Source organism: Pseudomonas sp. BC42 (assembly GCF_021560055.1).
Taxonomy (GTDB): Bacteria; Pseudomonadota; Gammaproteobacteria; order Pseudomonadales; family Pseudomonadaceae; genus Aquipseudomonas.
In genome coordinates this window covers 293,771-318,891 of record NZ_CP091067.1, presented here as the reverse complement: position 1 = coordinate 318,891, position 25,121 = coordinate 293,771, and the positions used below count along the sequence as shown (strand labels likewise).

Here is a 25,121-nt window from a genome sequence, read left to right as displayed (position 1 = left end):
GAGGTGTTGCGAACCTGAGGTCAGACCGCTTCCGGCGCTTGGGCTCGGCGCACGTCCGGCTGCTTCCACGAGTCGGCGGCGCTTTCTTCGATGGCCTGCTGGATCGCGCGCTTGCGGGATTCTTCGGCGCGACGGCTGAAGAACCAGACCAGGAAGGTCACCAGGGACACCGCCAGCAGGATCAGGCTGGCCACGGCGTTGATCTCCGGCTTGACCCCCAGGCGCACCGCCGAGAACACCTCCATCGGCAAGGTGGTGGAACCCGGGCCGGAAACGAAGCTGGCCAGCACCAGGTCATCCAGGGACAAGGCAAAGGACATCATGCCGCCGGCCGCCAGCGAGGGCGCGATCATCGGGATGGTGATCAGGAAGAACACCTTCCACGGCCGCGCGCCCAGGTCCATGGCCGCCTCTTCGATGGACAGGTCAAGCTCGCGCAAGCGAGCCGACACCACCACCGCCACATAGGCCGCGCAGAACGTGGTGTGGGCGATCCAGATGGTGACGATGCCGCGCTCCTGCGGCCAGCCCACAGCCTGGGCCATGGCCACGAACAGCAGCAACAGCGACAGACCGGTGATCACCTCGGGCATCACCAGCGGCGCGGTCACCAGGCCACCGAACAGGGTGCGCCCCTTGAAGTGGGTGATCCGGGTCAGCACGAACGCCGCCAGGGTGCCCAGGGCCACCGCCGCCACCGCGGTGTAGCAGGCGATCTCCAGGGAACGCACCACCGAGCCCATCAGCTGGGTGTTATCCAGCAGGCCGACGTACCAGTTGATCGACCAGCCGCCCCAAACGGTCACCAGTTTCGAGGCGTTGAACGAGTAGATCACCAGGATCAGCATCGGCAGGTAGATGAACAACAGGCCCAACACCAGCATCAGGCTGGAGAAACTGAAGCGCTTCATTCCTTGCCCTCCATTTCCTTGGCCTGACTGCGGTTGAACAGGATGATCGGCACAATCAGGATCGCCAGCATCACCACCGCCAGGGCGGACGCCACCGGCCAGTCACGGTTGTTGAAGAACTCTTGCCACAGCACCTTGCCGATCATCAGGGTTTCCGGGCCGCCCAGGAGTTCCGGAATCACGAACTCGCCCACCACCGGGATGAACACCAGCATGCAGCCGGCGATGATGCCGTTCTTGGACAGCGGCACGGTGATCTTCCAGAAGCTGTTGAAGGTACTCGAGCCCAGGTCGGCAGCGGCCTCCAGCAGGCTGGTGTCGTGCTTCACCAGGTTGGCGTACAGCGGCAGGATCATGAACGGCAGGTAGGAATAGACCACGCCGATGTACACCGCGATGTTGGTGTTGAGGATCTGCAGCGGCTCGTTGATCCAGCCCATGGACAGCAGGAAGCCGTTGAGCAGGCCGTTGTTGCTGAGGATGCCCATCCAGGCATAGACGCGGATCAGGATCGCGGTCCAGGTCGGCATCATGATCAACAGCACCAGCACGGTCTGCAGCTCTTTGCGGGCACTGGCGATGGCATAGGCCATCGGGTAGCCGATCAGCAGGCAGAGGATGGTGCTGAAGAACGCCATCTTCAGCGAGCCGAGGTAGGCGGCGATGTACAGCTCGTCGTCCCCCAGCATGGCGTAGTTGCCCAGGTTGAGCAGCACCTGCAGCTTCTGGTCGACGTAGCTGTAGATCTCGGTGTACGGCGGAATGGCCACGTCCGCTTCGGCGAAGCTGATCTTCAGGACGATGAAGAACGGCAGCATGAAAAACAGGAACAGCCAGATGAACGGAACCCCGATGACCATCTGACGGCCACCGGGAATTATTCGATTGAGTCGGCGCTTGAGCTTTCGCATGTTCATGAGCGCAGTACCACGCCGCTGTCGTCTTCCCACCAGACGTAGACCTGGTCACCCCAGGTCGGCCGCGCGCCACGGCGCTCGGCGTTGGCGACGAAGGATTGCACCAGCTTGCCGCTCGGCAGCTCGACGTAGAACACCGAATGCCCGCCCAGGTAGGCGATGTCATGCACCTTGCCGCTGGACCAGTTGTATTCGCAGGTCGGCATTTCGGCGGTGACCAGCAGCTTCTCCGGACGAATCGCGTAGGTCACCGACTTGTCCTGCACCGAGGTACTGATGCCGTGGCCGACGTAGATGTTGCGATCCAGGTCCTTGCAGGTGATCAGCGCGTGACCCTCGGCATCGTCCACCACTTCACCCTCGAAGATGTTGACGTTGCCGATGAATTCGCAGACCAGGCGGCTGACCGGGGTCTCGTAGATGTCGATCGGGCTGCCGATCTGAGCGATCCAGCCCAGGTGCATGATGGCGATGCGCTCGGCCATGGTCATGGCCTCTTCCTGGTCGTGGGTCACCATCACGCAGGTCACGCCGACACGCTCGATGATTTCCACCAGCTCCAGCTGCATCTGCGAACGCAGTTTCTTGTCCAGGGCGCCCATGGGTTCGTCCAGCAAGAGCAGCTTGGGACGCTTGGCCAGGGAACGGGCCAGGGCCACGCGCTGGCGCTGGCCACCGGACAGCTGGTGCGGCTTGCGCTTGGCGTACTGGCTCATCTGCACCAGCTTGAGCATTTCTGCCACCCGTGCGTCGATTTCCGCCGGCGGGATCTTGTCCTGCTTGAGGCCGAAGGCGATGTTCTGGGCCACGGTCATGTGCGGGAACAGCGCGTAGGACTGGAACATCATGTTGATCGGCCGCTCGTAGGGCGGCATGTCGGTGATGTCCACACCATCGAGGAAGATTCGCCCCTCCGTTGGCCGTTCGAAACCGGCCAGCATCCGCAGCAAGGTGGACTTGCCCGAACCCGAACCGCCGAGCAGGGCGAAGATCTCGCCCTTCTTGATTTCCAGGGACACATCGTCCACGGCAACCGTCTCGTCGAACTTCTTCGTGACCCGGTCGATTTTGACCAGCACCTGCTTAGGTGTCTGGTCGCCCTCGAGGGCTTTCTTATAGGCGCCGGAGGCAACTGCCATTTGCGAAACTCCCAACAAAATTTGCAGCCCGCCCCATGCGGGCGGACCTTGGATAGTTTGAGCCTGTGGAACTATTTACCCGTCTTGACCTTGGTCCAGCTGCGGGTCATCAAGCGTTGGATATTGGGTGGCAACTCGATGGACACGTAGGTCTTGTCGAGTACGGCTTGCGGTGGATAAACCGCTTCGTCGGTGCGAATGGACTGCTCCATCAGCTTGTCCGACCCGGGGTTGGGGTTGGCATAACCGACGTAGTCACTGACCTGGGCAATCACCTCAGGTTGCAGCAAATAGTTGATGAAGGCGTGAGCCTCCTTGACGTTGGTCGAGTCCTTGGGGATCGCCAGCATGTCGAACCACAGGGCACCGCCTTCCTTCGGAATGGCGTAGGCGATGTTCACGCCCTTGCCGGCGTCGGCGGCCCGGGCCTTGGCCTGGAACACATCGCCGGAAAAGCCGATGGCCACGCAGATATTGCCGTTGGCCAGGTCCGAGATGTACTTGGACGAATGGAAGTAGGTCACGTAGGGACGCACCGCCAGCAGCTTGGCCTCGGCCTTCTTGTAGTCCTGGGGGTTGGTGCTGTTGGCATCCAGGCCCAGGTAGTTGAGGACCGTGGGCAGCATTTCATCGGCGGAGTCGAGGAAGGCCACCCCGCAGCTGTTGAGCTTCTTGATGTTCTCCGGCTCGAACAGCACGCTCCAGGAGTCGATCTTGTCCACGCCCAGCACGGCCTTGACCTTGTCGACGTTGTAGCCGATGCCGTTGGTGCCCCACAGGTACGGCACTGCGTACTGGTTGCCCGGGTCGTTCATTTCCAGGCGCTTGAGCAGCGCCGGATCGAGATTCGAGTAGTTCGGCAGCAGGCTCTTGTCGAGCTTCTGGAACGCGCCGGCCTTGATCTGCTTGCCCAGGAAGTGGTTGGACGGCACCACCACGTCATAACCGGTACGACCGGCCAGCAACTTGCCTTCCAGGGTTTCGTTGGAATCGAAAACGTCATACACCGGCTTGATGCCCGTGGCCTTTTCAAACTCGGCCAGGGTGTTTTTCCCAATGTAGTCGGACCAGTTATAAATATGCACGGACGGTGCAGCCTGGACGCCAGCCACCAGCGTCAGGCTGGCGGCGACCAGCATGGCTTTGCGAAATAAAGAAATAGGCAAGTGGAGGTCCTCTTCAATAGTTGGGCCCAAGTTGCCCCGCGCTACCTGACAGCCTCCGAGCTGCCCAGCAACAAAACCGGCGCGCAACTTACCCTCGATAAACCAATCCAGCAAAACTTTCTGTCATTTAATTGTTTCCTGTTGCCGCCCTCGCCATGACGACGGCAACAGGTCGTGCTGCAAATCGGCTTATTTGCCGGATTTGATCTTGGTCCAGCTGCGGGTCAGGATGCGCTGGGTCGCGGCCGGCAGGTCGGCAATCGCGTACAGCTTGGCCTGGACTTCAGCTGGCGGGTAAACGCCCGGGTCGCTGGTGATGTCTTTATCGACCAGTGGGGTTGCAGCCGCGTTACCGTTGGGGAAACGCACGGCGTTGGTGATTTCGGCCATGACTTCAGGCTTTTGCAGGAAGGTCATGAACTTGTAGGCGCCTTCGACGTTTTCCGCGTCTTTAGGGATGGCGACCATGTCGTAGAAGCTGCCAGCACCTTCTTTCGGAATGTTGTAGCTGACCTTGACCTTGTCACCGGCTTCGGCAGCACGGGCCTTGGCCTGGTAGATATCGCCCGAGTAGCCCACGGCGACGCAGATGTTGCCGTTGGCCAGGTCGGAGATGTACTTGGAGGAGTGGAAGTAGGCGATCGAAGGACGGATCTTGAGGAACAGCGCTTCGGCTTCAGCCAGCTGTTTCTTGTCCTGGCTGTCGGTCGGGTAGCCCAGGTAGTGCAGCGCCACCGGAATCATCTCGGTTGGCGAATCGAGGAAGCTGACGCCGCAGGCCTTCAACTTCTCGGCATTTTCCGGCTTGAACAGCAGGTCCCAGGAGTTGGTCGGTGCGTCGGCACCCAACACCGCCTTGACCTTCTCGGCGTTGAAACCGATGCCGATCGAGCCCCACATGTAAGGGAATGCGTGCTTGTTGCCCGGGTCGCTCACCGATACCGCCTTGAGCAGCGATTCGTTGAGGTTCTTCCAGTTCGGCAGCTTGGACTTGTCCAGCTCCTGATAGACGCCAGCCTTGATCTGCTTGGCCAGGAAGTTGTTGGAAGGCACTACCACGTCGTAGCCGGATTTGCCGGCGAGCAACTTGGCTTCCAGGGTTTCGTTGCTGTCGAACACGTCGTAGACCACTTTGATGCCCGACTCGGCTTCAAACTTCTTGATGGTGTCCGGAGCGATATAGTCGGACCAGTTGTAAACGTGCAGCACTTTATCGTCCGCCTGTGCTGCCGCCGCCATCACGCCCATCAGGGACATGGCGAGGAGGGTCTTGCCAGCTAACTTCATACCTAATGCCTTCATGCGTAATGCTCCAATTATTCTTTTTAACCACTCGTTCAGCGGCCAATATCCGGGCAACCAAAACGGCGGGTAGTCTGGCAAGATCCAAGGCCGGCTTTCAAGGAAAGACCGGCCTTTATGCCTGCTTCGAACAGGGCGCCCGCAAGCACCGCGATCAAAGCCTAGCACTCAGCCCTGCAGGGCACTCAAGGTCAGGTCCAGGCACTTGCGCGCCTTGGCTACCAGCTCGTCGATCTCCGCTTCGCTGATCACCAGCGGCGGGGCAATGATCATGGTGTCGCCCACGGCACGCATGATCAGACCGTTGTCGAAACAGAACTGCCGACAGATCATGCCCACGCCCCGGCCCTGATAGCGCGCCCGGGTGGCCTTGTCCTTGACCAGCTCGATCGCCCCCAGCAGACCCACCCCGCGAACCTCGCCCACCAACGGATGGTCGTTTAGCTCACGCAGACGTTTCTGCAAATAAGGTGCCGTTTTTTCATGGACGCGCTGGATAATTTTTTCCTCGCGCATGATGCGGATGTTCTCCAGGGCCACGGCAGCGGCTACCGGATGCCCGGAATAGGTGAAACCGTGGTTGAAGTCGCCGCCCTCGTTGAGCACCGCCACCACTTCGTCACGCACGATCAGGCCACCCATGGGGATGTAGCCGGAGGTCAGGCCCTTGGCGATGGTCATCATGTCGGGCTTGAGGTCGTAGAAATCGCTACCGAACCACTCACCGGTACGACCAAAGCCACAAATCACCTCGTCGGCGACAAACAGGATGTCGTACTTGGCGAGAATTTCCTTGATCCGCGGCCAGTAGCTGTCTGGCGGCACGATCACGCCACCGGCGCCCTGGATCGGCTCGGCGATAAAGGCACCGACGTTGTCCACGCCCAGTTCCAGGATCTTTGCTTCGAGTTGATTGGCCGCCCAGATGCCGAACTCGTCGGGGCTCAGGTCGCCGCCCTCGCCGAACCAGTAGGGTTGCGGGATATGGACGATGCCCGGGATCGGCAAGTCGCCCTGTTCGTGCATGTAGGTCATGCCGCCGAGGCTGGCGCCGGCCACGGTGGAGCCGTGGTAGCCATTGACCCGGCTGATGATGGTTTTCTTGTTCGGCTGGCCCTTGATCGCCCAGTAATGGCGGACCATGCGCAGCATGGTGTCGTTGCCTTCGGAACCAGAACCGGTGAAGAACACATGATTCATGCCTTGCGGCGCGATCTCGGCAATCACCTTGGACAACTCCAGCACCGGCGGATGCGCGGTCTGGAAGAACAGGTTGTAGTACGGCAGTTCGCGCATTTGCTGGCTGGCGGCATCGGCCAGCTCATCACGGCCATAGCCGATGGCGACGCACCATAGACCGGCCATGCCGTCGAGAATCTGATTGCCTTCACTGTCCCAGAGATACACGCCTTTGGCGTGGGTGATGATCCGCGGCCCCTTTTCTTTCAATTGCTTGAAATCACTGAAGGGCGCCAGGTGGTGATCACTGCTGAGGGTTTGCCACTCGCGGGTTTGCGGGTTTTTTTGAGTCATCAATCTCTCCTAAGTGTCAGTGAAGGCGCCACTGGCGGGCAGTGGCGCCCGGCGAATCAGACGGCGAACAACAGGAATTCCCGCTCCCACGAACTGATCACGCGCTTGAAGTTTTCATGTTCGGCCCGCTTCACCGCGACGTAGCCGGTGATGAACTTCTGGCCCAGGTACTTCTCGATGGTCTTGCTGTTTTCCATGCGTTCCAGGGCGTCCTCGATGGTCAGCGGCAAACGCAGGTTGCGGCGTTCATAGCCGCGCCCGACCACCGGCGCACTTGGGTTGTGGCCCTCGACCATGCCGATGTAGCCACACAACAGACTGGCGGCGATCGCCAGGTAGGGGTTGGCGTCGGCACCCGGCAGGCGGTTTTCCACCCGACGATTCTGCGGACCGGCATCCGGCACCCGCAGGCCTACGGTGCGGTTCTCCTCGCCCCACTCGACGTTCACCGGTGCCGAAGTGTCCGGCAGGAAGCGGCGGAACGAGTTGACGTTGGGAGCGAACAGCGGCAGCAGCTCGGGGATGAACTTCTGCAAGCCGCCGATGTGGTTGAGGAACAGCTGGCTCATGGTCCCGTCCTCGTTGGAGAAGACGTTCTTGCCAGTGTTGATGTCGATGATGCTCTGGTGCAGGTGCATGGCACTGCCGGGCTCGCCAGTCATGGGCTTGGCCATGAAGGTGGCGGCGACGTCGTGCTTGAGCGCGGCTTCGCGCATGGTGCGTTTGAACACCAGGATCTGGTCGGCCAGGGACAGGGCATCGCCGTGACGGAAGTTGATTTCCATCTGCGCCGTGCCGTCCTCGTGGATCAGCGTATCCAGGTCCAGTTCCTGCAGTTCGCACCAGTCGTAGACGTCCTCGAACAGCGGATCGAATTCGTTGGCCGCTTCGATGGAGAACGACTGGCGACCGGTTTCCGGGCGGCCGGAACGGCCGATCGGCGGCTGCAGCGGGTAGTCGGGGTCGTCACTGCGCTTGGTCAGGTAGAACTCCATCTCCGGCGCCACGATGGGCTGCCAGCCGTGGTCGGCGTAGAGCTTGAGGACTTTCTTCAGGACGTTGCGCGGCGACAGCTCGATGGGGTTGCCCTGCTTGTCGTAGGTGTCGTGGATCACCTGGGCCGTGGGCTCGATGGCCCAGGGCACCAGGTACACCGCGTTATGGTCCGGACGGCAGACCATGTCGATATCTGCCGGGTCCAGCAGCTCGTAGTAGATGTCGTCTTCGACATAGTCGCCGGTCACGGTCTGCAACAGCACGCTCTCGGGCAGGCGCATGCCTTTTTCGGCAATGAACTTGTTGGTCGGCGAGATCTTGCCCCGGGTGATACCGGTCAGGTCGCCGATCATGCATTCGACTTCTGTGATCTTGTGGTCTTTCAACCAATCGGTGAGCTGGTCGAGGTTGTTACTCATAAATGCCTCTAGGCTGAGTTTCCTGACTCTCTATTAAGTCAGGCGTTGTGTGACGCTTCGGCGTCGCGTTGTTTTGCCCGCTGGCGGCAGGCATCACCAAAAGCCTGGAAAATGGCCAGGTAGTGAGGGTTGCAGCTTACCTGCCATTCGGGGTGCCATTGCACCCCCAACGCAAAAGCCTTGCTTGCTTCGACCGAAACGGCCTCGACCAGGCCGTCGACAGCCAGCGCCTCGACCCGCAGCCCCGGCGCCAGACGTTCAACGCCTTGAGCATGAATCGAGTTGACCTGGATCGTCTGCGGCAGGCCCAGGCCCGCCAGGACACCACCGGCCTGGACATGCACGTCATGGGCCGGTGCGTACCAGGCATCCAGGGGCTGGTCGGCCTCTTCATCATGGCGGTGGTCCATGAACGGCGGCACTTCATGCACGTTCTGGTGGAGGCTGCCGCCCAGGGCGACGTTCATTTCCTGAAACCCGCGGCAGATGCCCAGCACGGGAACGCCCGCGGCAACGGCAGCGTCCAGCAGGGGCAGGGTCGCTGCATCCCGTGCAGAATCATGAGCAGTGCCGGGCGCGCTGGCGGGCCCCTGGTAATGGAAAGGTTCGATATTGGAGGGAGAGCCGGTAAAGAGGATGCCGTCCAGGCCGTCCAGAATATCGGACGGGGAAAGCAGCTGCGCCAGGGATGGAAGAATCACCGGCACGCCCTGGGCTGCGCTGGCTACTGCCTGGACATACTCGTCGCCACTGATGTGATAAGCATGCAGACCGATCTGCCTGGAGCAGGCGGTGATGCCGATTAACGGCAGGCGAGACATGAAACACCCCGGTATTATTGCTGTTATGGGTTTGATTCGAGCTTAGCCTTGTTCATTTTTTTACACAACACCCCCGTAAAAAATACAACACGGCCCGCTCAAGCCTGCGCTACCCGAGGCAGTCGAGTCCCAAAAAATGCCCTGTTTTGCCCCAAAAGAGCCTTGGTAGCCCTTTATTAGGGCGTAAAGAGCCTTACTTGACTTCGGCATGCCGTTCGGGTTGACTGAAACCAGAAAAGATCAATGATTGATATTTTTAACAACAAAGGTGTTGCATCATGTCGGTACCCCCGCGTGCCGTTCAGCTTAACGAAGCGAACGCGTTCCTTAAGGAACATCCTGAGGTTCTGTACGTTGACCTTCTGATTGCGGATATGAATGGTGTGGTGCGCGGCAAGCGCATCGAACGCACCAGCCTCCACAAGGTTTACGAGAAAGGCATCAACCTGCCGGCCTCCCTCTTTGCCCTGGATATCAATGGCTCTACGGTGGAAAGCACCGGCCTGGGCCTGGACATCGGCGATGCTGACCGAATCTGCTATCCGATCCCCGATACCCTGTGCAATGAACCCTGGCAGAAGCGCCCTACCGCGCAGCTGCTGATGACCATGCACGAGCTGGAAGGCGATCCGTTCTTCGCCGATCCACGGGAAGTGCTGCGTCAGGTCGTGACCAAGTTCGACGAACTGGGACTGACCATCTGCGCAGCCTTCGAACTGGAGTTCTACCTGATCGACCAGGAGAACGTGAACGGCCGTCCACAGCCTCCACGCTCGCCGATCTCCGGTAAACGCCCGCATTCCACTCAGGTCTACCTGATCGACGATCTCGACGAATACGTCGACTGCCTCCAGGACATTCTGGAAGGTGCCAAGGAGCAAGGCATCCCGGCCGACGCCATCGTCAAGGAAAGTGCCCCGGCGCAGTTCGAGGTGAACCTGCACCACGTGGCCGACCCGATCAAGGCCTGCGACTACGCGGTACTGCTCAAGCGCCTGATCAAGAACATCGCCTACGACCATGAGATGGACACCACCTTCATGGCCAAGCCTTACCCGGGCCAGGCGGGCAACGGTCTGCACGTCCACATTTCGGTTCTGGATAAAGATGGCAAGAACATCTTTGCCAGCGAGGATCCCGAGCAGAACGCCGCACTGCGTCACGCGATCGGCGGTGTGCTCGAGACCCTACCGGCGCAGATGGCCTTCCTCTGCCCGAACGTCAACTCCTACCGTCGTTTCGGCGCCCAGTTCTATGTGCCGAACTCGCCGAGCTGGGGCCTGGACAACCGTACCGTGGCCATTCGCGTACCGACGGGCTCCGCTGATGCGGTGCGCATCGAGCACCGGGTCGCCGGTGCCGACGCCAACCCGTACCTGCTGATGGCATCGGTCCTGGCGGGCGTGCACCACGGCCTGACCAACAAGATCGAGCCGCCGGCACCGACCGAAGGCAACAGCTACGAGCAGAACGAACAAAGCCTGCCGAACAACTTGCGCGATGCCCTGCGCGAGCTGGACGACAGTGAAGTGATGGCCAAGTACATCGATCCGAAATACATCGATATCTTCGTGGCCTGCAAAGAGAGCGAGCTGGAGGAGTTCGAACACTCCATCTCCGACCTCGAGTACAACTGGTACCTGCACACCGTGTAAGCGGTTGTCGCAAAATAAAGAACGCCGCGCAGCTCACCGCTCGCGGCGTTTTTTTTGGGGCTCGGATCCATGGCCGGCGGATTCAGGAATCCTCGCACTGTCGCGTACAATGCCCGCTGCCCAGTAGGAGACACCGATGACGCGCACCGCCCCGCTTCGCAAACCCCGTGCACGCAGCCAGGCCCGGATCGACTCGATACTCGAGGCCGCCCGGACCCTGCTGGCCAGCGAGGGCGTGGCCAGCCTGTCGATCTACAGCGTGGCCGAACGGGCGCAGATTCCACCCTCATCGGTCTATCACTTCTTCGCCAGCGTCCCGGCCCTGCTGGAGGCCCTGACCGCCGATGTGCACGCTGCGTTTCGTGCCTGCCTGCAAGCCCCCATCGACCACCACCGGCTCCAGGGCTGGCGTGACCTGTCACGCCTGGTGGAACAGCGCATGCTCGACATCTACGGCGCGGACGCGGCGGCCCGCCAGCTGATCCTCGCCCAGCACGGACTGACCGAAGTCACCCAGGCCGATCGCCAGCACGACCTTGAGCTCGGGGACCTGATGCACACACTGTTCAATCAACACTTCGAACTGCCGAGATTGCCCGCCGACGTGGACGTGTTCGCCCTGGCCATGGAGCTCGGGGACCGGGTGTATGCCCGCTCGGTGCAGCAGCACGGGCAGATCACCCCGCGCATGGCCGAGGAAGGCATGCGCGTGTTCGATGCCTACCTGAGCCTGTATCTACCGCCCTACCTGCCCAAGCGCCCAGCGCCACTCTGAGCGCTCAAGCTTGCCGCAGTAGCAGCCTGTCGATGCTGTGATCCGCTGATTTGTGAATGATCAGGTTGGCCCGTTCCCGGGTCGGCAGGATGTTTTCGATAAGGTTCTTCAGGTTAACCCTATCCCAGGTATCGGACGCCACCGACAACGCCTCGGGGTCCGAAAGCCCCTTGTACTTGTTGAAATAGGAATCTGCCGCTTGGAAAGCGGTGTTCTTCAAGTAGACAAAACGCTCCAGATACCAGGCCTTGATCGCTTCCTCGGACGCGTCGACATAGATGGAGAAGTCGATGAAGTCCAGGGGATTCAAGCCCTGGCCCCGCTCCCCCTGCAGCACATTCAGGCCTTCGAGGATGATGATGTCCGGCGCCTCCACCGACTGCGCCTCATCGGCCAGGATGTCGTAGCGGACATGGGAATAGATGGGAATCCGCGCCGCCTCGCCCCTGCGGCACACGGCCTGGAGAAAATCCACGAACAGCGGCTCATCGTAGGACTCGGGAAACCCCTTGCGATGCAGGATATTTTTTTCCTGCAGGGTGGCCAGGGGGAACAGAAACGAATCCGTGGTCACCAGGTGCACATTGGGCTTGCCCGGCCAATAGGCCAGGAGGGCCGCCAGGACCCGGGCAAAACTGCTCTTGCCCACCGCCACGCTGCCGGACACACCGATCACATAGGGGGCCTTGAAGCCGGCCTGGGGCACCTTGAGCGACTGCACCTGGGCTGCATGCAAATGCAGCAGGCGCGACAGGGGCAGCAGGATCTGCCGCACCTCTTCGGACGCCATGGGCTGGGTCGGGCTGGTCAGCGAGTCCATCTCGGACGGCGACAGGTTCATGGGTTCTCCGGCCCGCAACGCCGACCAGTGGTCGCGATCGAACTCCAGATACCCTGCGTTTGGACCCTGCTCTGTTGTCATGTTTACTGTTCAGGTCTTGCCGAAAGCAGGGAAAGTATCAAATCTGACCGGTATTTACAGCGCCCATGAAAAAGCCCCGAAGGGCTCGCACCCTTCGGGGCTGATCTCTGGCATCGCTCATAGCTTGGCGATCGACACCTCGGTGGACTTCACAAAGGCAATCACTTCGCTGCCGATGGACAGTTCCAGCTCCTTGACCGAACGGGTGGTGATCACCGAAGTGACAATCCCGGAAGCGGTCTGGACATCGATTTCCGAGAGCACGTCGCCTTCGACGATTTCCTTGATGGTGCCCTTGAACTGGTTGCGTACGTTGATGGCTTTGATGGTCATGGTATTTCTCCTAGGGTCGAAAAACAGAGCTGCAAGCTTCAAGCACTCAGCGGCAAGCACAAGCGCGACGCTCTTGCTTGCCGCTTGCAGCTGAAAACTTGCCGCTGCTCTAAAGCGCCCAACGCAACTGCGTGGGCAAGGGTGAAACAGGTTCCGGTTCCGGCGGCGAGCCGGGCAGTGACAGCACGCGGTTGAGGACTTGGGTTTCCAGGGCCGCCAGGCGATGGGAACCGCGCACGCGCGGACGCGGCAGCTCGACGTGCAGGTCCAGCCCCACCTCGCCGTCCTCGATCAGGATCACCCGATCGGCAATCGCCACCGCCTCGCTGACATCGTGGGTCACCAGCAACACGGTAAAACCGTGCTGCTGCCAGAGGCGTTCGATCAACTGCTGCATCTCGATCCGGGTCAGGGCATCCAGCGCCCCCAGCGGTTCGTCCAGCAACAACAGCCGCGGTTGATGGATCAGGGCCCGGGCCAGCGCCACACGCTGCTTCTGGCCACCGGACAGCGCCGCCGGCCACTCATTGGCGCGATCGGCCAGGCCCACCGCCTCAAGGGCTTCCAGGGCCTGGGGCCGCCAGTGGCCCGCCAGACCGAGTCCGACGTTGTCGATGACTTTCTTCCAGGGCAACAAACGCGCTTCCTGGAACATCAACCGGGTGTCTTCGATGGCGGCGCTCAAGGGCGCGGAGCCCGCCAGCAACTCCCCGCCCGAAGGCTGGTCGAGTCCGGCCAGCAGGCGCAGCAAGGTGCTCTTGCCGCAACCGCTGCGCCCCACCACCGCGACGAACTGGCCGGCGGGAATGTGCAGGTCGATTTCCCGCAGCACCTGGCGCGAGCCGAAGGTCTTTTGCAGTTTGCGCACGGCCAGGGGAATGCCCCGCAGCAGCCGTGGAGGTTGTTGAGCCGTCATTGGACACCGCCTTTGGCCACTTGGTAGGCCGGATGCCAGCGCAGCCAGACCCGTTCCAGGCCACGCGCGGCCAGATCCGCCAGCTTGCCGAGCACCGCGTACATGACGATGGCCAGCACCACCACGTCGGTCTGCAGGAACTCCCGGGCGTTCATCGCCAGGTAGCCGATGCCGGAGCTGGCGGAGATGGTTTCGGCGACGATCAGGGTCAGCCACATGAAGCCCAGGGCAAAGCGCACGCCCACCAGGATCGAGGGCAAGGCCCCCGGCAGGATCACCTGGCGAAACAGCGCAAAGCCGGACAGGCCATAACTGCGCGCCATCTCCACCAGCGCCGGATCGACGTTGCGGATGCCGTGGTAGGTGTTGAGGTAGATGGGAAACAGGGTGCCCAGGGCCACCAGGAAAATCTTCGCCGACTCATCGATGCCGAACCACAGGATCACCAGGGGGATCAGCGCCAGATGCGGCACGTTGCGGATCATCTGCACCGAACTGTCCAGCAGCCGCTCGCCCCACTTCGACAGACCGGTGATGAAGCCCAGCGCCAGGCCGATACCGCCACCGATGACAAACCCCAGCCCCGCACGCCAGCCACTGATGGCCAGGTGGGTCCAGATATCACCGCTGCGCACCAGACTGATCCCGGCTTCGATCACTGCGCTGGGAGCCGGCAGGATGCGGGTCGACAGCCAACCCGCCGACACCGACAGTTGCCACACCGCGAGCAGCAGCAAGGGCAGGGCCCAGGGCGCCAGACGCTGCACTATGCGTTGTCCATTCATGGCCGCACCTCAGCTCTGGGACGCGGCTTTGGGAATGATGTCGTTGGCGACCATCTCCCCGAACGGGCTGACGTAACCGGCGGCTTCAGGCAGCTTGGGCCGTTCGATATCCAGGTGCGGGAACAGCAACTCGGCCACGCGATAGGACTCTTCCAGGTGTGGATAACCGGAGAAGATGAAGGTATCGATGCCCAGGTCCGCGTACTCTTTCATCCGCGCCGCCACGGTCGGGCCGTCTCCCACCAGGGCGGTGCCGGCCCCGCCACGCACCAGGCCGACACCGGCCCAGAGGTTGGGGCTGACTTCCAGCCGATCGCGACGGCCGCCATGCAGGGCCGCCATGCGCTGCTGCCCAACGGAGTCGAAGCGCGCCAGGGACGCCTGGGCCCGGGCGATGGTGTCGTCGTCCAGATGGGAAATCAGGCGTTCGGCGGCCTGCCAGGCTTCGGCATTGGTTTCCCGCACAATCACGTGCAGGCGGATGCCGAAGCGCACGCAGCGTCCAAGCTTGGCGGCCTTGTCACGCACCTGCCGGATCTTCTCGGCCACGGCAGCCGGCGGCTCGCCCCAGGTCAGAACCATGTCCACCTGCTCGGCGGCCAGGTCCTGAGCGGCTTCCGAAGAGCCACCGAAATACAGCGGCGGGCGCGGTTGCTGCAGCGGCGGATAGAGCAACTTGGCGCCCTTCACACTGATGTGCTGGCCGTCGTAATCCACGGTTTCGCCTTCCAGCACCCGGCGCCAGATACGGGTGAACTCCACCGACGCCTGATAACGCTCTTCATGGTCGAGGAACAGGCCGTCACCGGCCAGTTCGTCCGGGTCGCCACCGGTCACCAGGTTGAACAGCGCCCGGCCGCCGGACAGCCGATCCAGGGTCGCCGCCTGGCGCGCCGCCACCGTCGGGGAAATGATCCCGGGGCGCAGGGCGACCAGAAACTTCAGGCGCTGGGTCACCGGAATCAGCGAAGCCGCCACCAGCCAGGAATCCTCGCAGGAGCGTCCGGTGGGGATCAGCACGCCACCAAACCCCAGGCGGTCGGAGGCCTGGGCGATCTGCTGCAGGTAAGCATGATCCACGGCGCGGGCGCCTTCGGCGGTGCCAAGGTAATGGCCGTCGCCGTGAGTGGGCAGAAACCAGAAGATGTTGAGGCTCATGGAGTTGTCTCCTAAGGGGTCGATTTACGGCGCTTTGGCCACGGCGGCGGTGGGCGTCCAGATCACGTCTTTGATGCTCAGCGGCTTGGGAATCAACTTGAGCTGATAGAAGCTGTCGGCGATTTTCTGCTGCGCGGCGATCACCTCCGGAGTCAGGAAGCCCGCGCCGTAGCCCTGGCGCTTCACCGAGGTCAGGGTGATCTCAGTGGGCAGGCCGAGCAGCGGCGCCACCTGCTCGGTGACCTCCTGCGGATTGGCCTTGGACCACTCGCCCACCGCCCGCACTTCTTCCACCAGGGCCTTGATCACCTCGGGGTGCTGTTGCGCATAGGGTTTGGTCGCTAGGTAGAACTGGTGGTTGTCGACGATGCCGCTGCCATCGCGCAGCGTGCGCGCCTGCAGTTGCTGCTCGGCCGCCGCCTGGTAAGGGTCCCAGATGACCCAGGCGTCGACGCTGCCACGCTCGAACGCAGCGCGGGCATCGGCCGGCGGCAGGAACACGGTCTGGATGTCGCTGTACTTGAGGCCGGCGTCTTCCAGGGCGCGGACCAGCAGGTAATGAACGTTGGAGCCCTTGTTCAGCACCACTTTCTTGCCCTTGAGGTCCTGCACCGACTTGATCGGCGAGTCCTTGGGCACCAGGATCGCCTCGCTATGGGGCGCCGGTGGTTCGTAGGCCACGTAGAGCAGGTCGGCACCGGCGGCCTGGGCGAACACCGGCGGGGTTTCGCCGGTCACGCCGAAGTCGATGGAACCGACGTTCAGCCCTTCCAGCAACTGCGGACCACCCGGAAACTCGGTCCACTTCACGTCCACGCCTTGCTGCGCCAGGCGCTTTTCCAGGGTGCCCTTGGCCTTGAGCAGCACCAGGGTGCCGTACTTCTGATAACCGATACGCAGGGTTTCGGCTTGAGCTTGAACGATGGCGCCGAAGGACACAGCCGCAGCAAACAGAGCGACCAGACCGCGACGCAAAATGACAGGGCGCATGGCGCTCTCCTTTTTGCTGTGGGGGTTGTGGCTGCACCTGCTTGCCCGTTGGCGGGCGAGTAAGGTCAGTAATTCACATCAGGGGTGTGGCTCAAATGCTCCAGCGAGCACTCAACAGACGTTCATTCAACAGGTGTGGATCCAGCGGCTTGGGGCGGCGCGCCATGGCGCTGTGGAACTGCTCCAGTGCTTCACGCAGGCGCAGTTCCAGGGCCTCGGCCAGCTGCGGCTGGACACTGCCTTCGCCGTAGGCGATCTGGCTGTCCTCGGCAAAGATGCCCTGGAGCATTTCCTGGGCCTTGAGCGCCGAGAGCACGGGCTTTAGGGCGTAATCCACCGCCAACATATGGGCGATGCTGCCGCCGGTCGCCATGGGCAATACCACCTTGTGGCTCAGGGCACGCTCCGGCAGCAGGTCGAGCAGGGTTTTCAATGCCCCGGAAAACGACGCCTTGTACACCGGCGTAGCGATCAACAGGCCATCGGCCTGGTCGATCTGTTGCAGCAAGTCGATGACCTTGGGGCTGTCGAAGCGGGCGTGAAGCAGATCCTCGGCCGGGAAGTCCCGCACCTGGTAACTGACCACTTCCACGCCGTTGTGCTGTAACCAGCGCTTGGCCAACTCCAGCAGCACCCCGGAACGGGATCGCTGACTGGGACTGCCACCGAGAGAGACCACCAGCATTCGGGGGATTCCTTGAACTAGAGAAGCGATTCGCGGGATGCGATCTCGCCGGACTGCACAGACCTTAACAGCCTATTTATATATCCATAAATCTTATTTTTTCATTTGTTTATTCCTTAAACGAATATAAGTAATGGTGATTTCCAGGCAAAAAAATAGGCCGTCGAAACGGCCTTAAAACCCCTGCTTTATGGTTCTGTTACCCCCCTGCATTCAGCGCAGGAGCGGGCTTGCCCGCGAAAGGATCGGCGAAATTTGCACCGGTCTCACCGCCGCCTTCGCCGGCAAGCCGGCCCCTGCAGCGGTGAGCGGGTCAGCGATTGGGTTGTGGAGTCAGGCGCAGGTAAGGCTTCACTGCGCGATAGCCTTTGGGAAAGCGGCGCTTGATCTCGTCTTCATCCTTGAGCGAAGGCACGATCACCACTTCGTCACCGTCCTGCCAGTTGGCCGGCGTGGCCACCTTGTAGTTGTCGGTGAGTTGCAGCGAGTCGATGACCCGGAGAATTTCGTTGAAGTTGCGCCCGGTGCTGGCCGGATAGGTAATGGTCAGGCGAATCTTCTTGTTCGGGTCGATGATGAACAGCGAACGCACGGTCAGGGTGTCGCTGGCATTGGGGTGGATCAGGTCGTAGAGGTCCGACACCTTGCGATCGGCGTCCGCCAGGATCGGGAAGTTGACCCGGGTGTTCTGGGTTTCGTTGATGTCTTCGATCCACTTGTGATGGGAATCCACCGGGTCCACCGACAGGGCAATGGCTTTCACCCCGCGCTGGGCGAATTCATCCTTGAGCTTGGCGGTGAAGCCCAGCTCGGTGGTGCACACCGGGGTGAAGTCCGCCGGGTGGGAAAACAGCACGCCCCAGCTGTCGCCCAGCCACTCGTGGAAACGAATCTTGCCGGCACTGGAATCCTGTTCGAAGTCGGGGGCGATATCGCCCAGTCTGAGGCTCATGGCTGCTGCTCCTGTGAGTGCGTGATGGAGCTACTCTGCCTGCGCCTGAGCTTATTTAAAAAGAATAAATATCGATTTATTAAGAACTACAAAGAATATTAAAAATCTCTTCACTGGACGCGCGCACCGGCGAAGACCACCCTTCTCAACAAGGTTCGAGAAGGCCTTGAGTCGCTGTACAAAGAGGGGAAATCAGGAAGGGCTCACGGGGGTGGGCCTGACTTGAAGCAATACCTCGCCCGGCATTGCGCCGGGCGAGGCTTTATCACGCTATTACAGCAGCGGGATCGAGTAGCTGACGATCAGGCGGTTTTCGTCTTGGGAACGAGTACTGGCCAGGTCGGTGCGCCACATGGCGTTTTTCCACGCAAAGCCCAGGTTCTTCAGCGGACCTTCAGGGATAACGTAGGCAACGGTCAGGTCGCGCTCCCACTCGGTCTTGTCGCCAACAGTGGTCTGGATGTTGTTACCGCGCAGGTAAACAACGTTCGCTGTCAGGCCAGGTACACCAAGCTTGGCGAAGTCATAACCGTAACGAGCCTGCCAGGTGCGCTCGCCAGCACGGGCGAACTTCTGGATCTGCATGTCAGTGGTGATGCTGGCGGACGAACCGTCACCCTGGTTCAGCCAAGGGAAGTCGCTGTCGCCATTGGTGTACTGGTAGCCACCGCCAAAGGTGTGACCTTCAACCGAGTACAAAGCCAGATAGCTGTACAGGTTGTTGTCGACCTTGCCTTTGGTAACGCTACCGCCGTAGTAACCAGATGTGTAGTAGGACGCGGTATCACCATTGGCACCGGTATCACGGCTGCGGTAGTAACGCAGGTCGCTTTTCAGAACGCCAGGGCCGATAGCCCAGTTATGCACCAGACCCAGGAAGTTCTGGGTGTAGAAATCTTTCAGCTCGCCGTAGTAGTACGACGCTGTCAGATCCTTGGTGACCTTGTAGTCGGCACCCGCGTAGTAGAACTTGTTGGTGAACTCGCCCTTGTCGTAGTTGGAACTGGCATTAGCGTTCGCAATCGACAGGCCTTCGTTGTTGCTCGAGTTACGCCCTTTGGCGTGTTCGATCTGACCCGCGGTCAGGGTCAGGTCCTTGATCTCGTTCGACGTGATCTGGCCACCCTGGAAGGTTTGTGGCAGCAGACGACCATCGTTGGCCTTGATCACCGGGTTGTTCGGCATCAGGGTGCCGATCTTCAGCTCGGTCTGGGAAATCTTGACCTTGCCGGTCAGACCCAGGCTGGCGAAATCATGAACAGCCTCGTTGCCATCGCTTGGGAATACAGTGCCACCAGAGGCTGTGCCAGTGTAGTTCCCGTGGTTAGCACGACTAGAGTCCAGTCGCACGCCATACAGACCAATAGCATCCACACCGAACTGGACAGTGCCTTGGGTGTAGCCCGAGATAAAGCGCAGATCGAAGCCTTGGCCCCACTCCGCATTCTTGCTACGAGTGTTAGACGTAGCGGATGGGTGGCCATCACGGTTATCGGTATTGATATAGAAGTTACGCAGCCCCAAGGTGGCCTTGCTGTCTTCGATGAAACCGGCGGCGCCTGCCTGCTGCGCCAAAACCCCTACGGCCACAGCCAGGGCCAAGGTGGACTTGTTCATGTTTCGCTCCTCTCGTTTCTAATTCTTGTGGTTCCTGGCCCCGGATCGAACGCCCGGGTGCCACAGATGCGCGATTAGCGCCAGACCGTGACTGATAAGTCAATCGTAACGATCTGTGTCTACGACCATGGTCTAATCGCCGTAATTTGGTCCCTGCAGGGTAATGAATTACTCATAAACCCAAAAAGAATTGTTTAATTCTTTTTCATGCCTTTCAGGAATAAAGCTCGCCACTAATACGCTGAACGTCCCAGCGTAGACGCTCACGAGCTTATGACTGAAAAGATTTTTCCCACTCCCGCGGCCCATGATCCGATGCGTTTTGGGCGCAAAACGTCAAACAGGATCAAAAAAGCGACGCAATCATGGCTAAGAGCCTATCCTCCCGTCAATTTGTTACAGTTTTTGTATCGAAATGAAATTTTTCTGACATGTCCACAAAGCACAACGCCTCGATCCAGGGACCGAGGCGTTGCCGTTTGCGGGACGAGCGGAAGGCTCAGAGAGCCTTCTCGAAGATCTTCGAGTTGCGCTGATAGTTGTACAGCGAAGCCCTGGCCGACGGCAGGCGCTCGACGCTGCTGGGCACAAAGCCCCGCTCACGGAACCAGTGCGCGGTGCGGGTGGTGAGAACGAACAAGGTTTTCAGGCCCTGGGCCCGGGCCCGGGCCTCGATCCTTTCCAACAGTTCATCGCCACGTTTGCCATGGCGATATTCCGGGTTCACCGCCAGACAGGCCAGTTCGCCGGCATCGGAATCGGCAATCTGATACAAGGCCGCGCAGGCAATGATCATGCCCTCGCGCTCGACCACGCTGAACTGTTCGATCTCGCGCTCCAGCACCTCGCGGGAACGCCGCACCAGGATGCCCTGCTCTTCCAGCGGACTGATCAGATCCAGCAACCCGCCGACGTCTTCAATCGCCGCCTCGCGCACCCGCTCGAACTGCTCCTGGGCCACCAGGGTGCCGCCACCATCACGGGTGAACAGCTCGGTCAACAGTGCGCCATCTTCGGCATAGCTGACGATATGGCTGCGCCCCACCCCGCCACGGCAGGCCTCGGCGGCGGCATCCAGCAGTTCGGCCTGGTAGTTGCTGCCCAGGCGCTGCAGGTGGGCCGGCACCTGTTGCGGACGCAGTTCGCGCACCAGCTTGCCGTTTTCATCCAGCAACCCGGGGTCGGCACCGAACAGCAGCAGCTTGTCGGCACCCAGGTCGATGGCGGCACGGGTCGCCACGTCCTCACAGGCCAGGTTGAAGGTTTCACCGGTGGGCGAATAACCCAGGGGCGACAGCAGCACGATGGAGCGTTCATCCAGCAGGCGGTTGATGCCCTTGCGATCGACCCGGCGTACCTCGCCGGTATGATGGAAATCGACGCCTTCCAGCACCCCGATCGGACGCGCCGTCACCAGGTTGCCGCTGGCCACCCGCAACCGCGAGCCCTGCATCGGCGAAGAAGCCATGTCCATGGACAGGCGCGCCTCGATGGCAATGCGCAGCTGGCCGACGGCGTCGATCACGCACTCCAGGGTCGCCGCATCGGTGATGCGCAGGCCGTGATGGTAATGCGGCGTCAGGCCACGAGCCGCCAGGCGCGCTTCGATCTGCGGGCGGGAACCGTGCACCAGCACCAGACGCACCCCCAGGCTGTGCAGCAGCACCAGGTCGTGAACGATATTGCCGAAGTTGGGGTGTTCAACACCGTCGCCGGGGAGCATGACCACAAAGGTGCAATCCCGGTGAGCGTTGATGTAGGGAGACGCGTGGCGAAGCCAATTGACGTATTCGGGCATGAACCTGAGCCTGTAAATAAATAGCAGCCTATAAAAGGACGAAACGGAAAACGCACGGCGGGCTGATGGTTATCGTCGGAACAGGCTTGGCAACACGCTTACTCTCCTCAATGGGTACGGACAGGAACACCGGCAATTTACTTAAAGCTGGGCCGGTGTCAGGCAGTAATGTTCGATCAATTCTCGTAATAGATGCACGGTAGGCTGCAAGCGTGACATTTCGAGGTATTCCCCCGGCTGGTGGGCACAGGCGATATCACCCGGACCGAGCACCAGGGTCTCGCAGCCAAGGCGCTGAAGATAAGGCGCTTCGGTGCCAAACGCTACTGCTTCGGCGCGATGCCCGGTCAACCGCTCCGCCACCCGCACCAGCTCCGCGTCCTCGGGCTGCTCGAACGGCGGCACGGCGGGAAACAGCGGGGCATAGTCGATCTGCACTCCATGGCGCTGGGCAATCGGCGCCAGCTTCTGACGAATGGCCTCGCGCAACAGCTGCGGGTCCATGCCTGGCAAGGGGCGCAGGTCGAACTCCAGGGAACACTGGCCACAAATGCGATTGGGATTGTCGCCACCATGGATGCAGCCGAAGTTCAGGGTCGGCTGCGGCACGCTGAACTGCGGATTGCGGTACTCGCGTTGCCACAGCAGCCGAAGCCCCCGCAGCTCGCCGATGGCGTCGTGCATCGCTTCCAGGGCACTGCGTCCCAGGCTCGGGTCGGAGGAGTGCCCGCTGCGCCCGAGGATATCGATGCGCTCCATCATCACCCCCTTGTGCAGGCGGATCGGCTTGAGCCCCGTGGGTTCGCCAATCACCGCCGCGCGCCCCAGGGGACGCCCGGCTTCCGCCAAGGCCCGCGCCCCGGCCATGGAGCTCTCTTCGTCGCAAGTTGCCAGGATCAGCAGCGGCTGCTTGAACGGCTGCTCGAGCAAAGGCCGCACTGCTTCGATGATCAGGGCGAAGAAGCCCTTCATATCGCAACTGCCCAGACCGACCCAGCGGCCGTCGACCTCGGTCAGTTTCAGCGGATCGGTCTGCCACAACGCGGCGTCGAACGGCACGGTGTCGCTGTGCCCGGCCAGCACCAGTCCACCAGGACCACTGCCGTAGCTGGCCAGCAGGTTGAACTTGCCGGGGCTGACCGGCTGGATATCGCAGTTGAACCCCAGGTCGCCGAGCCAGCCGGCCAGCAAGTCGATCACCTCACGGTTGGACTGGTCCAGCGCAGGCTGGGTGCAGCTCACCGACGGCGCGGCGATCAGTGCGGCGAACTGCTCCTTCAAGGACGGCAATGGCATGAGCTGGCTCCGGAAATCCCAAGATGAGCAGCATCATAGAGGCATCGGGCGAGAGGAAGGAACCGTCGTGGCGCCTCCACGCGCCCGGTCCTGTACACTGCACGGCCTTGGCAGCCAACTCTTCCTCCGGCTGCACTCCCGATCCTGGATTTTCCGGCCATGCAGAAAGAAACCGAAATCAAACTCCGCGTCAGCCGCGAAACCCTCGCCGCGCTGCGCGAGCACCCGCTCCTGAAAAAACGCAACAAAAGTGGCTGGGAACGCCGTGAGCTGATGAACCAGTACTTCGACACCCCAGAACGCGATCTGGCCCGGGCCAAAGTCGCCCTGCGCCTGCGCCGCGACGGTGACGCGGTGATCCAGACCCTCAAGACCAGCGGCCAGAGCGTCGCCGGCCTGTCCGAGCGCAACGAATACGACTGGCAACTGGCCAAGGCCAAGCTCGACCTGAAGAAACTCGACGGCGAATGCTGGCCCGACGCCCTCGCCGAGCTGGACAAAAAGACCCTCAAGCCGCTGTTCACCACCGACTTTGTCCGCGAGCGTGCAGAAATCGCCTGGGGCCGGGGCAAGACCAAGGTGGTGATCGAAGCCGCCCTGGACCTGGGCCAGGTGATTGCCGGCAAGCACAAGGAAGAAATCTGCGAGCTGGAGCTGGAACTGCGCGAAGGCGAACCGGCCGCGCTTCTGGAACTGGCCGCGGAACTGGCCCTCACCCTGCCGTTGATGCCCTGCGACATCAGCAAGGCCGAGCGCGGCTATCGCCTGTTCGATGCCGGCAGCTACTCCCTGAGCCTGCCGGCGCCACAGCTGAGCGCCGAAACCCCGCTGGACGACGCTTTCGCCGCCCTGGCCTGGCATCTGCTGGGCAGCAGCCAGCGCCTGGCCGAACAGTATCGTTTCAACGGCCACTGGCGCCTGCTGCAGGACTGGGTGGACAACCTCGCCGAACTGCGGGCCCTGGCCAGCAGCCTGGGCCAGGCCGCGCCGCGCCAGTCCACTGCCGAACTGCGCAGTGCCCTGGATGCCCTGCTGGAAGACTGGCGCCCGCTGGTGCAAGCCGGCCTCGACGATGAAGACGTGCGCAAGGCCGCGCCGGAGCAATTCATCGAAGAGCTGCAGGACGTGCGCTGGGGCCTGTTCTCCCTGAACACTTCGCGCTGGCTGCTGGCCCGCTCCTGGACTGCCGAGCGCAACACCCGTGGCAACCGCCAGGGCGCGGCGCAACTGGGCAGCTGGCTGCCACGCCTGCTGGCCGAAGAAGCCACCTCGCTGCAACTGCCGCGCTACCAGCAGCAGCCCGAAGACCTGGCCGAGCAACTGCCACGGATCGAACGCATCCAGGCCTGGTTGCACCATGCCCGCGCCGCACTGGACATCGCCGAGCTGGACCGCCTCTACGGTGAACTGAACAAGCTGGCCCAACTGGCCAACGAACCGATCACCGACGAAGCCCTCGATGCTCGCAAGCAGCAAGCCATCGCGGTGTTCCAGAACCGCGCCTGGAAGACCCTGCTGCGCCTGTAATCGCTCGCCCTCAGCGCAATACCGGCAGGCTGGTGGTGGACTTGATCTCCGACAGGGCGACGATCGAGTTCACCTCCTGAATGCCGGGCACCATGGACAGCTTCTCGAAGAAGAACCGCTCGTAGGCTTCGATATCCGCCGTCACGATGCGCAACAGGAAGTCCACCGCCCCCATCAGCACATAACACTCCAGCACCTCGGGAAAACCGCGAATGGCTTCGGTGAACTCGGTGAAGTTGGAGCGTCCATGGGCGTTGAGCTTGACCTCGGCAAAGATCTGCGTGTTCAGGCCGATCTTCTTGCGGTCGAGCAAGGTCACCTGGCCGCGAATCACCCCTTCATCCTTCATGCGCTGAATCCGTCGCCAGCAAGGCGACTGGGACAACCCCACCTGTTCGGCAATCTGGGCGCTGGAAAGCGACGCGTCGTCTTGCAGCAACGCCAGGATCCGACGATCGTAGGCATCCAGCTCGCTTTGCATAATCAACCCCCAAATTATTAAAAGTCG

Annotated in this window: 23 protein-coding genes; 3 read left to right on the top strand and 20 right to left on the bottom strand. The window is 61.4% G+C overall.

Annotation, left to right across the window (positions count from 1 at the left end; all coding sequences use genetic code 11):
- Positions 1-20 precede the first annotated feature (20 nt).
- From L1O02_RS01505 to L1O02_RS01470, 8 genes are all read right to left on the bottom strand, one after another.
- Complete coding sequence (locus tag L1O02_RS01505) at positions 21-911, bottom strand: ABC transporter permease subunit (RefSeq protein ID WP_060841603.1); 891 nt, start codon at positions 909-911, stop codon at positions 21-23.
- Positions 908-1,789: an ABC transporter permease subunit gene (locus L1O02_RS01500; RefSeq protein WP_173655965.1), complete on the bottom strand. Its 882-nt coding sequence runs from the start codon at positions 1,787-1,789 to the stop codon at positions 908-910. The genes L1O02_RS01505 and L1O02_RS01500 overlap by 4 nt, the downstream gene beginning before the upstream one ends.
- 35 nt (positions 1,790-1,824) lie before the next feature.
- Positions 1,825-2,967 carry a polyamine ABC transporter ATP-binding protein gene (gene potA, locus L1O02_RS01495; RefSeq protein ID WP_060841604.1) on the bottom strand — a complete coding sequence of 381 codons (1,143 nt, stop codon included), beginning with the start codon at positions 2,965-2,967 and terminating at the stop codon, positions 1,825-1,827.
- Positions 2,968-3,038: 71 nt separating this feature from the next.
- Positions 3,039-4,133, bottom strand: a complete 1,095-nt coding sequence (locus L1O02_RS01490) for a polyamine ABC transporter substrate-binding protein (RefSeq protein WP_060844910.1) — start codon at positions 4,131-4,133, stop codon at positions 3,039-3,041.
- Between the two features lie 189 nt (positions 4,134-4,322).
- Positions 4,323-5,420, bottom strand: coding sequence for a polyamine ABC transporter substrate-binding protein (locus L1O02_RS01485; RefSeq protein WP_060841606.1), 1,098 nt, complete (start codon positions 5,418-5,420; stop codon positions 4,323-4,325).
- 183 nt (positions 5,421-5,603) lie between these two features.
- On the bottom strand, positions 5,604-6,971 hold the full coding sequence (locus L1O02_RS01480) for an aspartate aminotransferase family protein (RefSeq protein WP_181321590.1): 1,368 nt from the start codon (positions 6,969-6,971) through the stop codon (positions 5,604-5,606).
- Positions 6,972-7,024: 53 nt separating this feature from the next.
- Positions 7,025-8,383, bottom strand: a complete 1,359-nt coding sequence (locus L1O02_RS01475; RefSeq protein ID WP_060841608.1) for a glutamine synthetase family protein — start codon at positions 8,381-8,383, stop codon at positions 7,025-7,027.
- Positions 8,384-8,421: 38 nt separating this feature from the next.
- Positions 8,422-9,204 (bottom strand): gamma-glutamyl-gamma-aminobutyrate hydrolase family protein, encoded by a 783-nt coding sequence (locus tag L1O02_RS01470; protein ID WP_060841609.1) that lies wholly within the window; start codon positions 9,202-9,204, stop codon positions 8,422-8,424.
- A 278-nt stretch (positions 9,205-9,482) separates the two neighbouring features.
- On the opposite strand from L1O02_RS01470, the gene L1O02_RS01465 reads away from it, so the two are divergent.
- Both L1O02_RS01465 and L1O02_RS01460 read left to right on the top strand, forming a co-directional pair.
- The gene (locus tag L1O02_RS01465; RefSeq protein ID WP_047306546.1) at positions 9,483-10,859 is read left to right on the top strand and encodes a glutamine synthetase family protein; all 1,377 of its coding nucleotides are present in this window, start codon (positions 9,483-9,485) and stop codon (positions 10,857-10,859) included.
- 136 nt (positions 10,860-10,995) lie between these two features.
- Positions 10,996-11,634 (top strand): TetR/AcrR family transcriptional regulator, encoded by a 639-nt coding sequence (locus L1O02_RS01460; RefSeq protein WP_060841610.1) that lies wholly within the window; start codon positions 10,996-10,998, stop codon positions 11,632-11,634.
- Between the two features lie 4 nt (positions 11,635-11,638).
- Here the strand turns inward: L1O02_RS01460 and coaA are convergent, their stop codons facing one another.
- The 11 genes from coaA to argE all read right to left on the bottom strand — a co-directional run bounded on the left by coaA (position 11,639) and on the right by argE (position 23,086).
- The gene (coaA, locus tag L1O02_RS01455; RefSeq protein ID WP_231978988.1) at positions 11,639-12,475 is read right to left on the bottom strand and encodes a type I pantothenate kinase; all 837 of its coding nucleotides are present in this window, start codon (positions 12,473-12,475) and stop codon (positions 11,639-11,641) included.
- 198 nt (positions 12,476-12,673) lie between these two features.
- Complete coding sequence (locus tag L1O02_RS01450; protein WP_011064106.1) at positions 12,674-12,889, bottom strand: TOBE domain-containing protein; 216 nt, start codon at positions 12,887-12,889, stop codon at positions 12,674-12,676.
- Positions 12,890-12,998: 109 nt separating this feature from the next.
- Positions 12,999-13,805, bottom strand: a complete 807-nt coding sequence (gene ssuB / locus L1O02_RS01445; RefSeq protein ID WP_060841612.1) for an aliphatic sulfonates ABC transporter ATP-binding protein — start codon at positions 13,803-13,805, stop codon at positions 12,999-13,001.
- Entirely contained in the window at positions 13,802-14,590 is a 789-nt protein-coding gene (gene ssuC, locus L1O02_RS01440) for an aliphatic sulfonate ABC transporter permease SsuC (RefSeq protein WP_108545041.1), read from the bottom strand. The genes ssuB and ssuC overlap by 4 nt, the downstream gene beginning before the upstream one ends.
- Before the next feature lie 9 nt (positions 14,591-14,599).
- Positions 14,600-15,748 (bottom strand): FMNH2-dependent alkanesulfonate monooxygenase, encoded by a 1,149-nt coding sequence (gene ssuD, locus L1O02_RS01435; RefSeq protein WP_108545040.1) that lies wholly within the window; start codon positions 15,746-15,748, stop codon positions 14,600-14,602.
- Positions 15,749-15,772: 24 nt separating this feature from the next.
- A complete protein-coding gene (locus L1O02_RS01430; protein WP_060841615.1) occupies positions 15,773-16,738 on the bottom strand; it encodes a sulfonate ABC transporter substrate-binding protein in 966 nt (321 codons plus the stop codon).
- 91 nt (positions 16,739-16,829) lie between these two features.
- Entirely contained in the window at positions 16,830-17,423 is a 594-nt protein-coding gene (ssuE, locus tag L1O02_RS01425; RefSeq protein WP_060841616.1) for an NADPH-dependent FMN reductase, read from the bottom strand.
- 313 nt (positions 17,424-17,736) lie between these two features.
- Positions 17,737-18,375 carry a peroxiredoxin gene (locus L1O02_RS01420; protein WP_060841617.1) on the bottom strand — a complete coding sequence of 213 codons (639 nt, stop codon included), beginning with the start codon at positions 18,373-18,375 and terminating at the stop codon, positions 17,737-17,739.
- A 273-nt stretch (positions 18,376-18,648) separates the two neighbouring features.
- Entirely contained in the window at positions 18,649-19,992 is a 1,344-nt protein-coding gene (locus tag L1O02_RS01415) for an OprD family porin (protein ID WP_016967642.1), read from the bottom strand.
- A 499-nt stretch (positions 19,993-20,491) separates the two neighbouring features.
- Positions 20,492-21,790 carry an amino-acid N-acetyltransferase gene (argA, locus tag L1O02_RS01410; protein ID WP_016967643.1) on the bottom strand — a complete coding sequence of 433 codons (1,299 nt, stop codon included), beginning with the start codon at positions 21,788-21,790 and terminating at the stop codon, positions 20,492-20,494.
- 141 nt (positions 21,791-21,931) lie between these two features.
- A complete protein-coding gene (gene argE / locus L1O02_RS01405; protein WP_108545039.1) occupies positions 21,932-23,086 on the bottom strand; it encodes an acetylornithine deacetylase in 1,155 nt (384 codons plus the stop codon).
- Positions 23,087-23,245: 159 nt separating this feature from the next.
- Here argE and L1O02_RS01400 point away from each other — a divergent pair, with 159 nt between their 5' ends.
- Positions 23,246-24,613 (top strand): CYTH domain-containing protein, encoded by a 1,368-nt coding sequence (locus L1O02_RS01400; RefSeq protein ID WP_060841620.1) that lies wholly within the window; start codon positions 23,246-23,248, stop codon positions 24,611-24,613.
- Between the two features lie 10 nt (positions 24,614-24,623).
- Here the strand turns inward: L1O02_RS01400 and L1O02_RS01395 are convergent, their stop codons facing one another.
- The gene (locus tag L1O02_RS01395; RefSeq protein ID WP_016967645.1) at positions 24,624-25,094 is read right to left on the bottom strand and encodes an Lrp/AsnC family transcriptional regulator; all 471 of its coding nucleotides are present in this window, start codon (positions 25,092-25,094) and stop codon (positions 24,624-24,626) included.
- Positions 25,095-25,121 lie beyond the last annotated feature (27 nt).

Excerpts from the sequence above, each read along its gene's own strand:
- ssuD (WP_108545040.1), bottom strand. The coding sequence starts at position 15,748 with ATGAGCCTCAACATCTTCTGGTTTCTGCCCACTCACGGCGACGGCCAT.
- L1O02_RS01395 (WP_016967645.1), bottom strand. The coding sequence starts at position 25,094 with ATGCAAAGCGAGCTGGATGCCTACGATCGTCGGATCCTGGCGTTGCTG.
- ssuB (WP_060841612.1), bottom strand. The coding sequence starts at position 13,805 with ATGACGGCTCAACAACCTCCACGGCTGCTGCGGGGCATTCCCCTGGCC.
- L1O02_RS01400 (WP_060841620.1), top strand. The coding sequence starts at position 23,246 with ATGCAGAAAGAAACCGAAATCAAACTCCGCGTCAGCCGCGAAACCCTC.
- argA (WP_016967643.1), bottom strand. The coding sequence starts at position 21,790 with ATGCCCGAATACGTCAATTGGCTTCGCCACGCGTCTCCCTACATCAAC.
- L1O02_RS01450 (WP_011064106.1), bottom strand. The coding sequence starts at position 12,889 with ATGACCATCAAAGCCATCAACGTACGCAACCAGTTCAAGGGCACCATC.
- L1O02_RS01420 (WP_060841617.1), bottom strand. The coding sequence starts at position 18,375 with ATGAGCCTCAGACTGGGCGATATCGCCCCCGACTTCGAACAGGATTCC.
- L1O02_RS01415 (WP_016967642.1), bottom strand. The coding sequence starts at position 19,992 with ATGAACAAGTCCACCTTGGCCCTGGCTGTGGCCGTAGGGGTTTTGGCG.
- L1O02_RS01485 (WP_060841606.1), bottom strand. The coding sequence starts at position 5,420 with ATGAAGTTAGCTGGCAAGACCCTCCTCGCCATGTCCCTGATGGGCGTG.
- L1O02_RS01505 (WP_060841603.1), bottom strand. The coding sequence starts at position 911 with ATGAAGCGCTTCAGTTTCTCCAGCCTGATGCTGGTGTTGGGCCTGTTG.
- L1O02_RS01470 (WP_060841609.1), bottom strand. The coding sequence starts at position 9,204 with ATGTCTCGCCTGCCGTTAATCGGCATCACCGCCTGCTCCAGGCAGATC.
- coaA (WP_231978988.1), bottom strand. The coding sequence starts at position 12,475 with ATGAACCTGTCGCCGTCCGAGATGGACTCGCTGACCAGCCCGACCCAG.
- potA (WP_060841604.1), bottom strand. The coding sequence starts at position 2,967 with ATGGCAGTTGCCTCCGGCGCCTATAAGAAAGCCCTCGAGGGCGACCAG.
- L1O02_RS01465 (WP_047306546.1), top strand. The coding sequence starts at position 9,483 with ATGTCGGTACCCCCGCGTGCCGTTCAGCTTAACGAAGCGAACGCGTTC.
- ssuC (WP_108545041.1), bottom strand. The coding sequence starts at position 14,590 with ATGAATGGACAACGCATAGTGCAGCGTCTGGCGCCCTGGGCCCTGCCC.
- argE (WP_108545039.1), bottom strand. The coding sequence starts at position 23,086 with ATGCCATTGCCGTCCTTGAAGGAGCAGTTCGCCGCACTGATCGCCGCG.
- L1O02_RS01430 (WP_060841615.1), bottom strand. The coding sequence starts at position 16,738 with ATGCGCCCTGTCATTTTGCGTCGCGGTCTGGTCGCTCTGTTTGCTGCG.
- L1O02_RS01460 (WP_060841610.1), top strand. The coding sequence starts at position 10,996 with ATGACGCGCACCGCCCCGCTTCGCAAACCCCGTGCACGCAGCCAGGCC.
- ssuE (WP_060841616.1), bottom strand. The coding sequence starts at position 17,423 with ATGCTGGTGGTCTCTCTCGGTGGCAGTCCCAGTCAGCGATCCCGTTCC.
- L1O02_RS01475 (WP_060841608.1), bottom strand. The coding sequence starts at position 8,383 with ATGAGTAACAACCTCGACCAGCTCACCGATTGGTTGAAAGACCACAAG.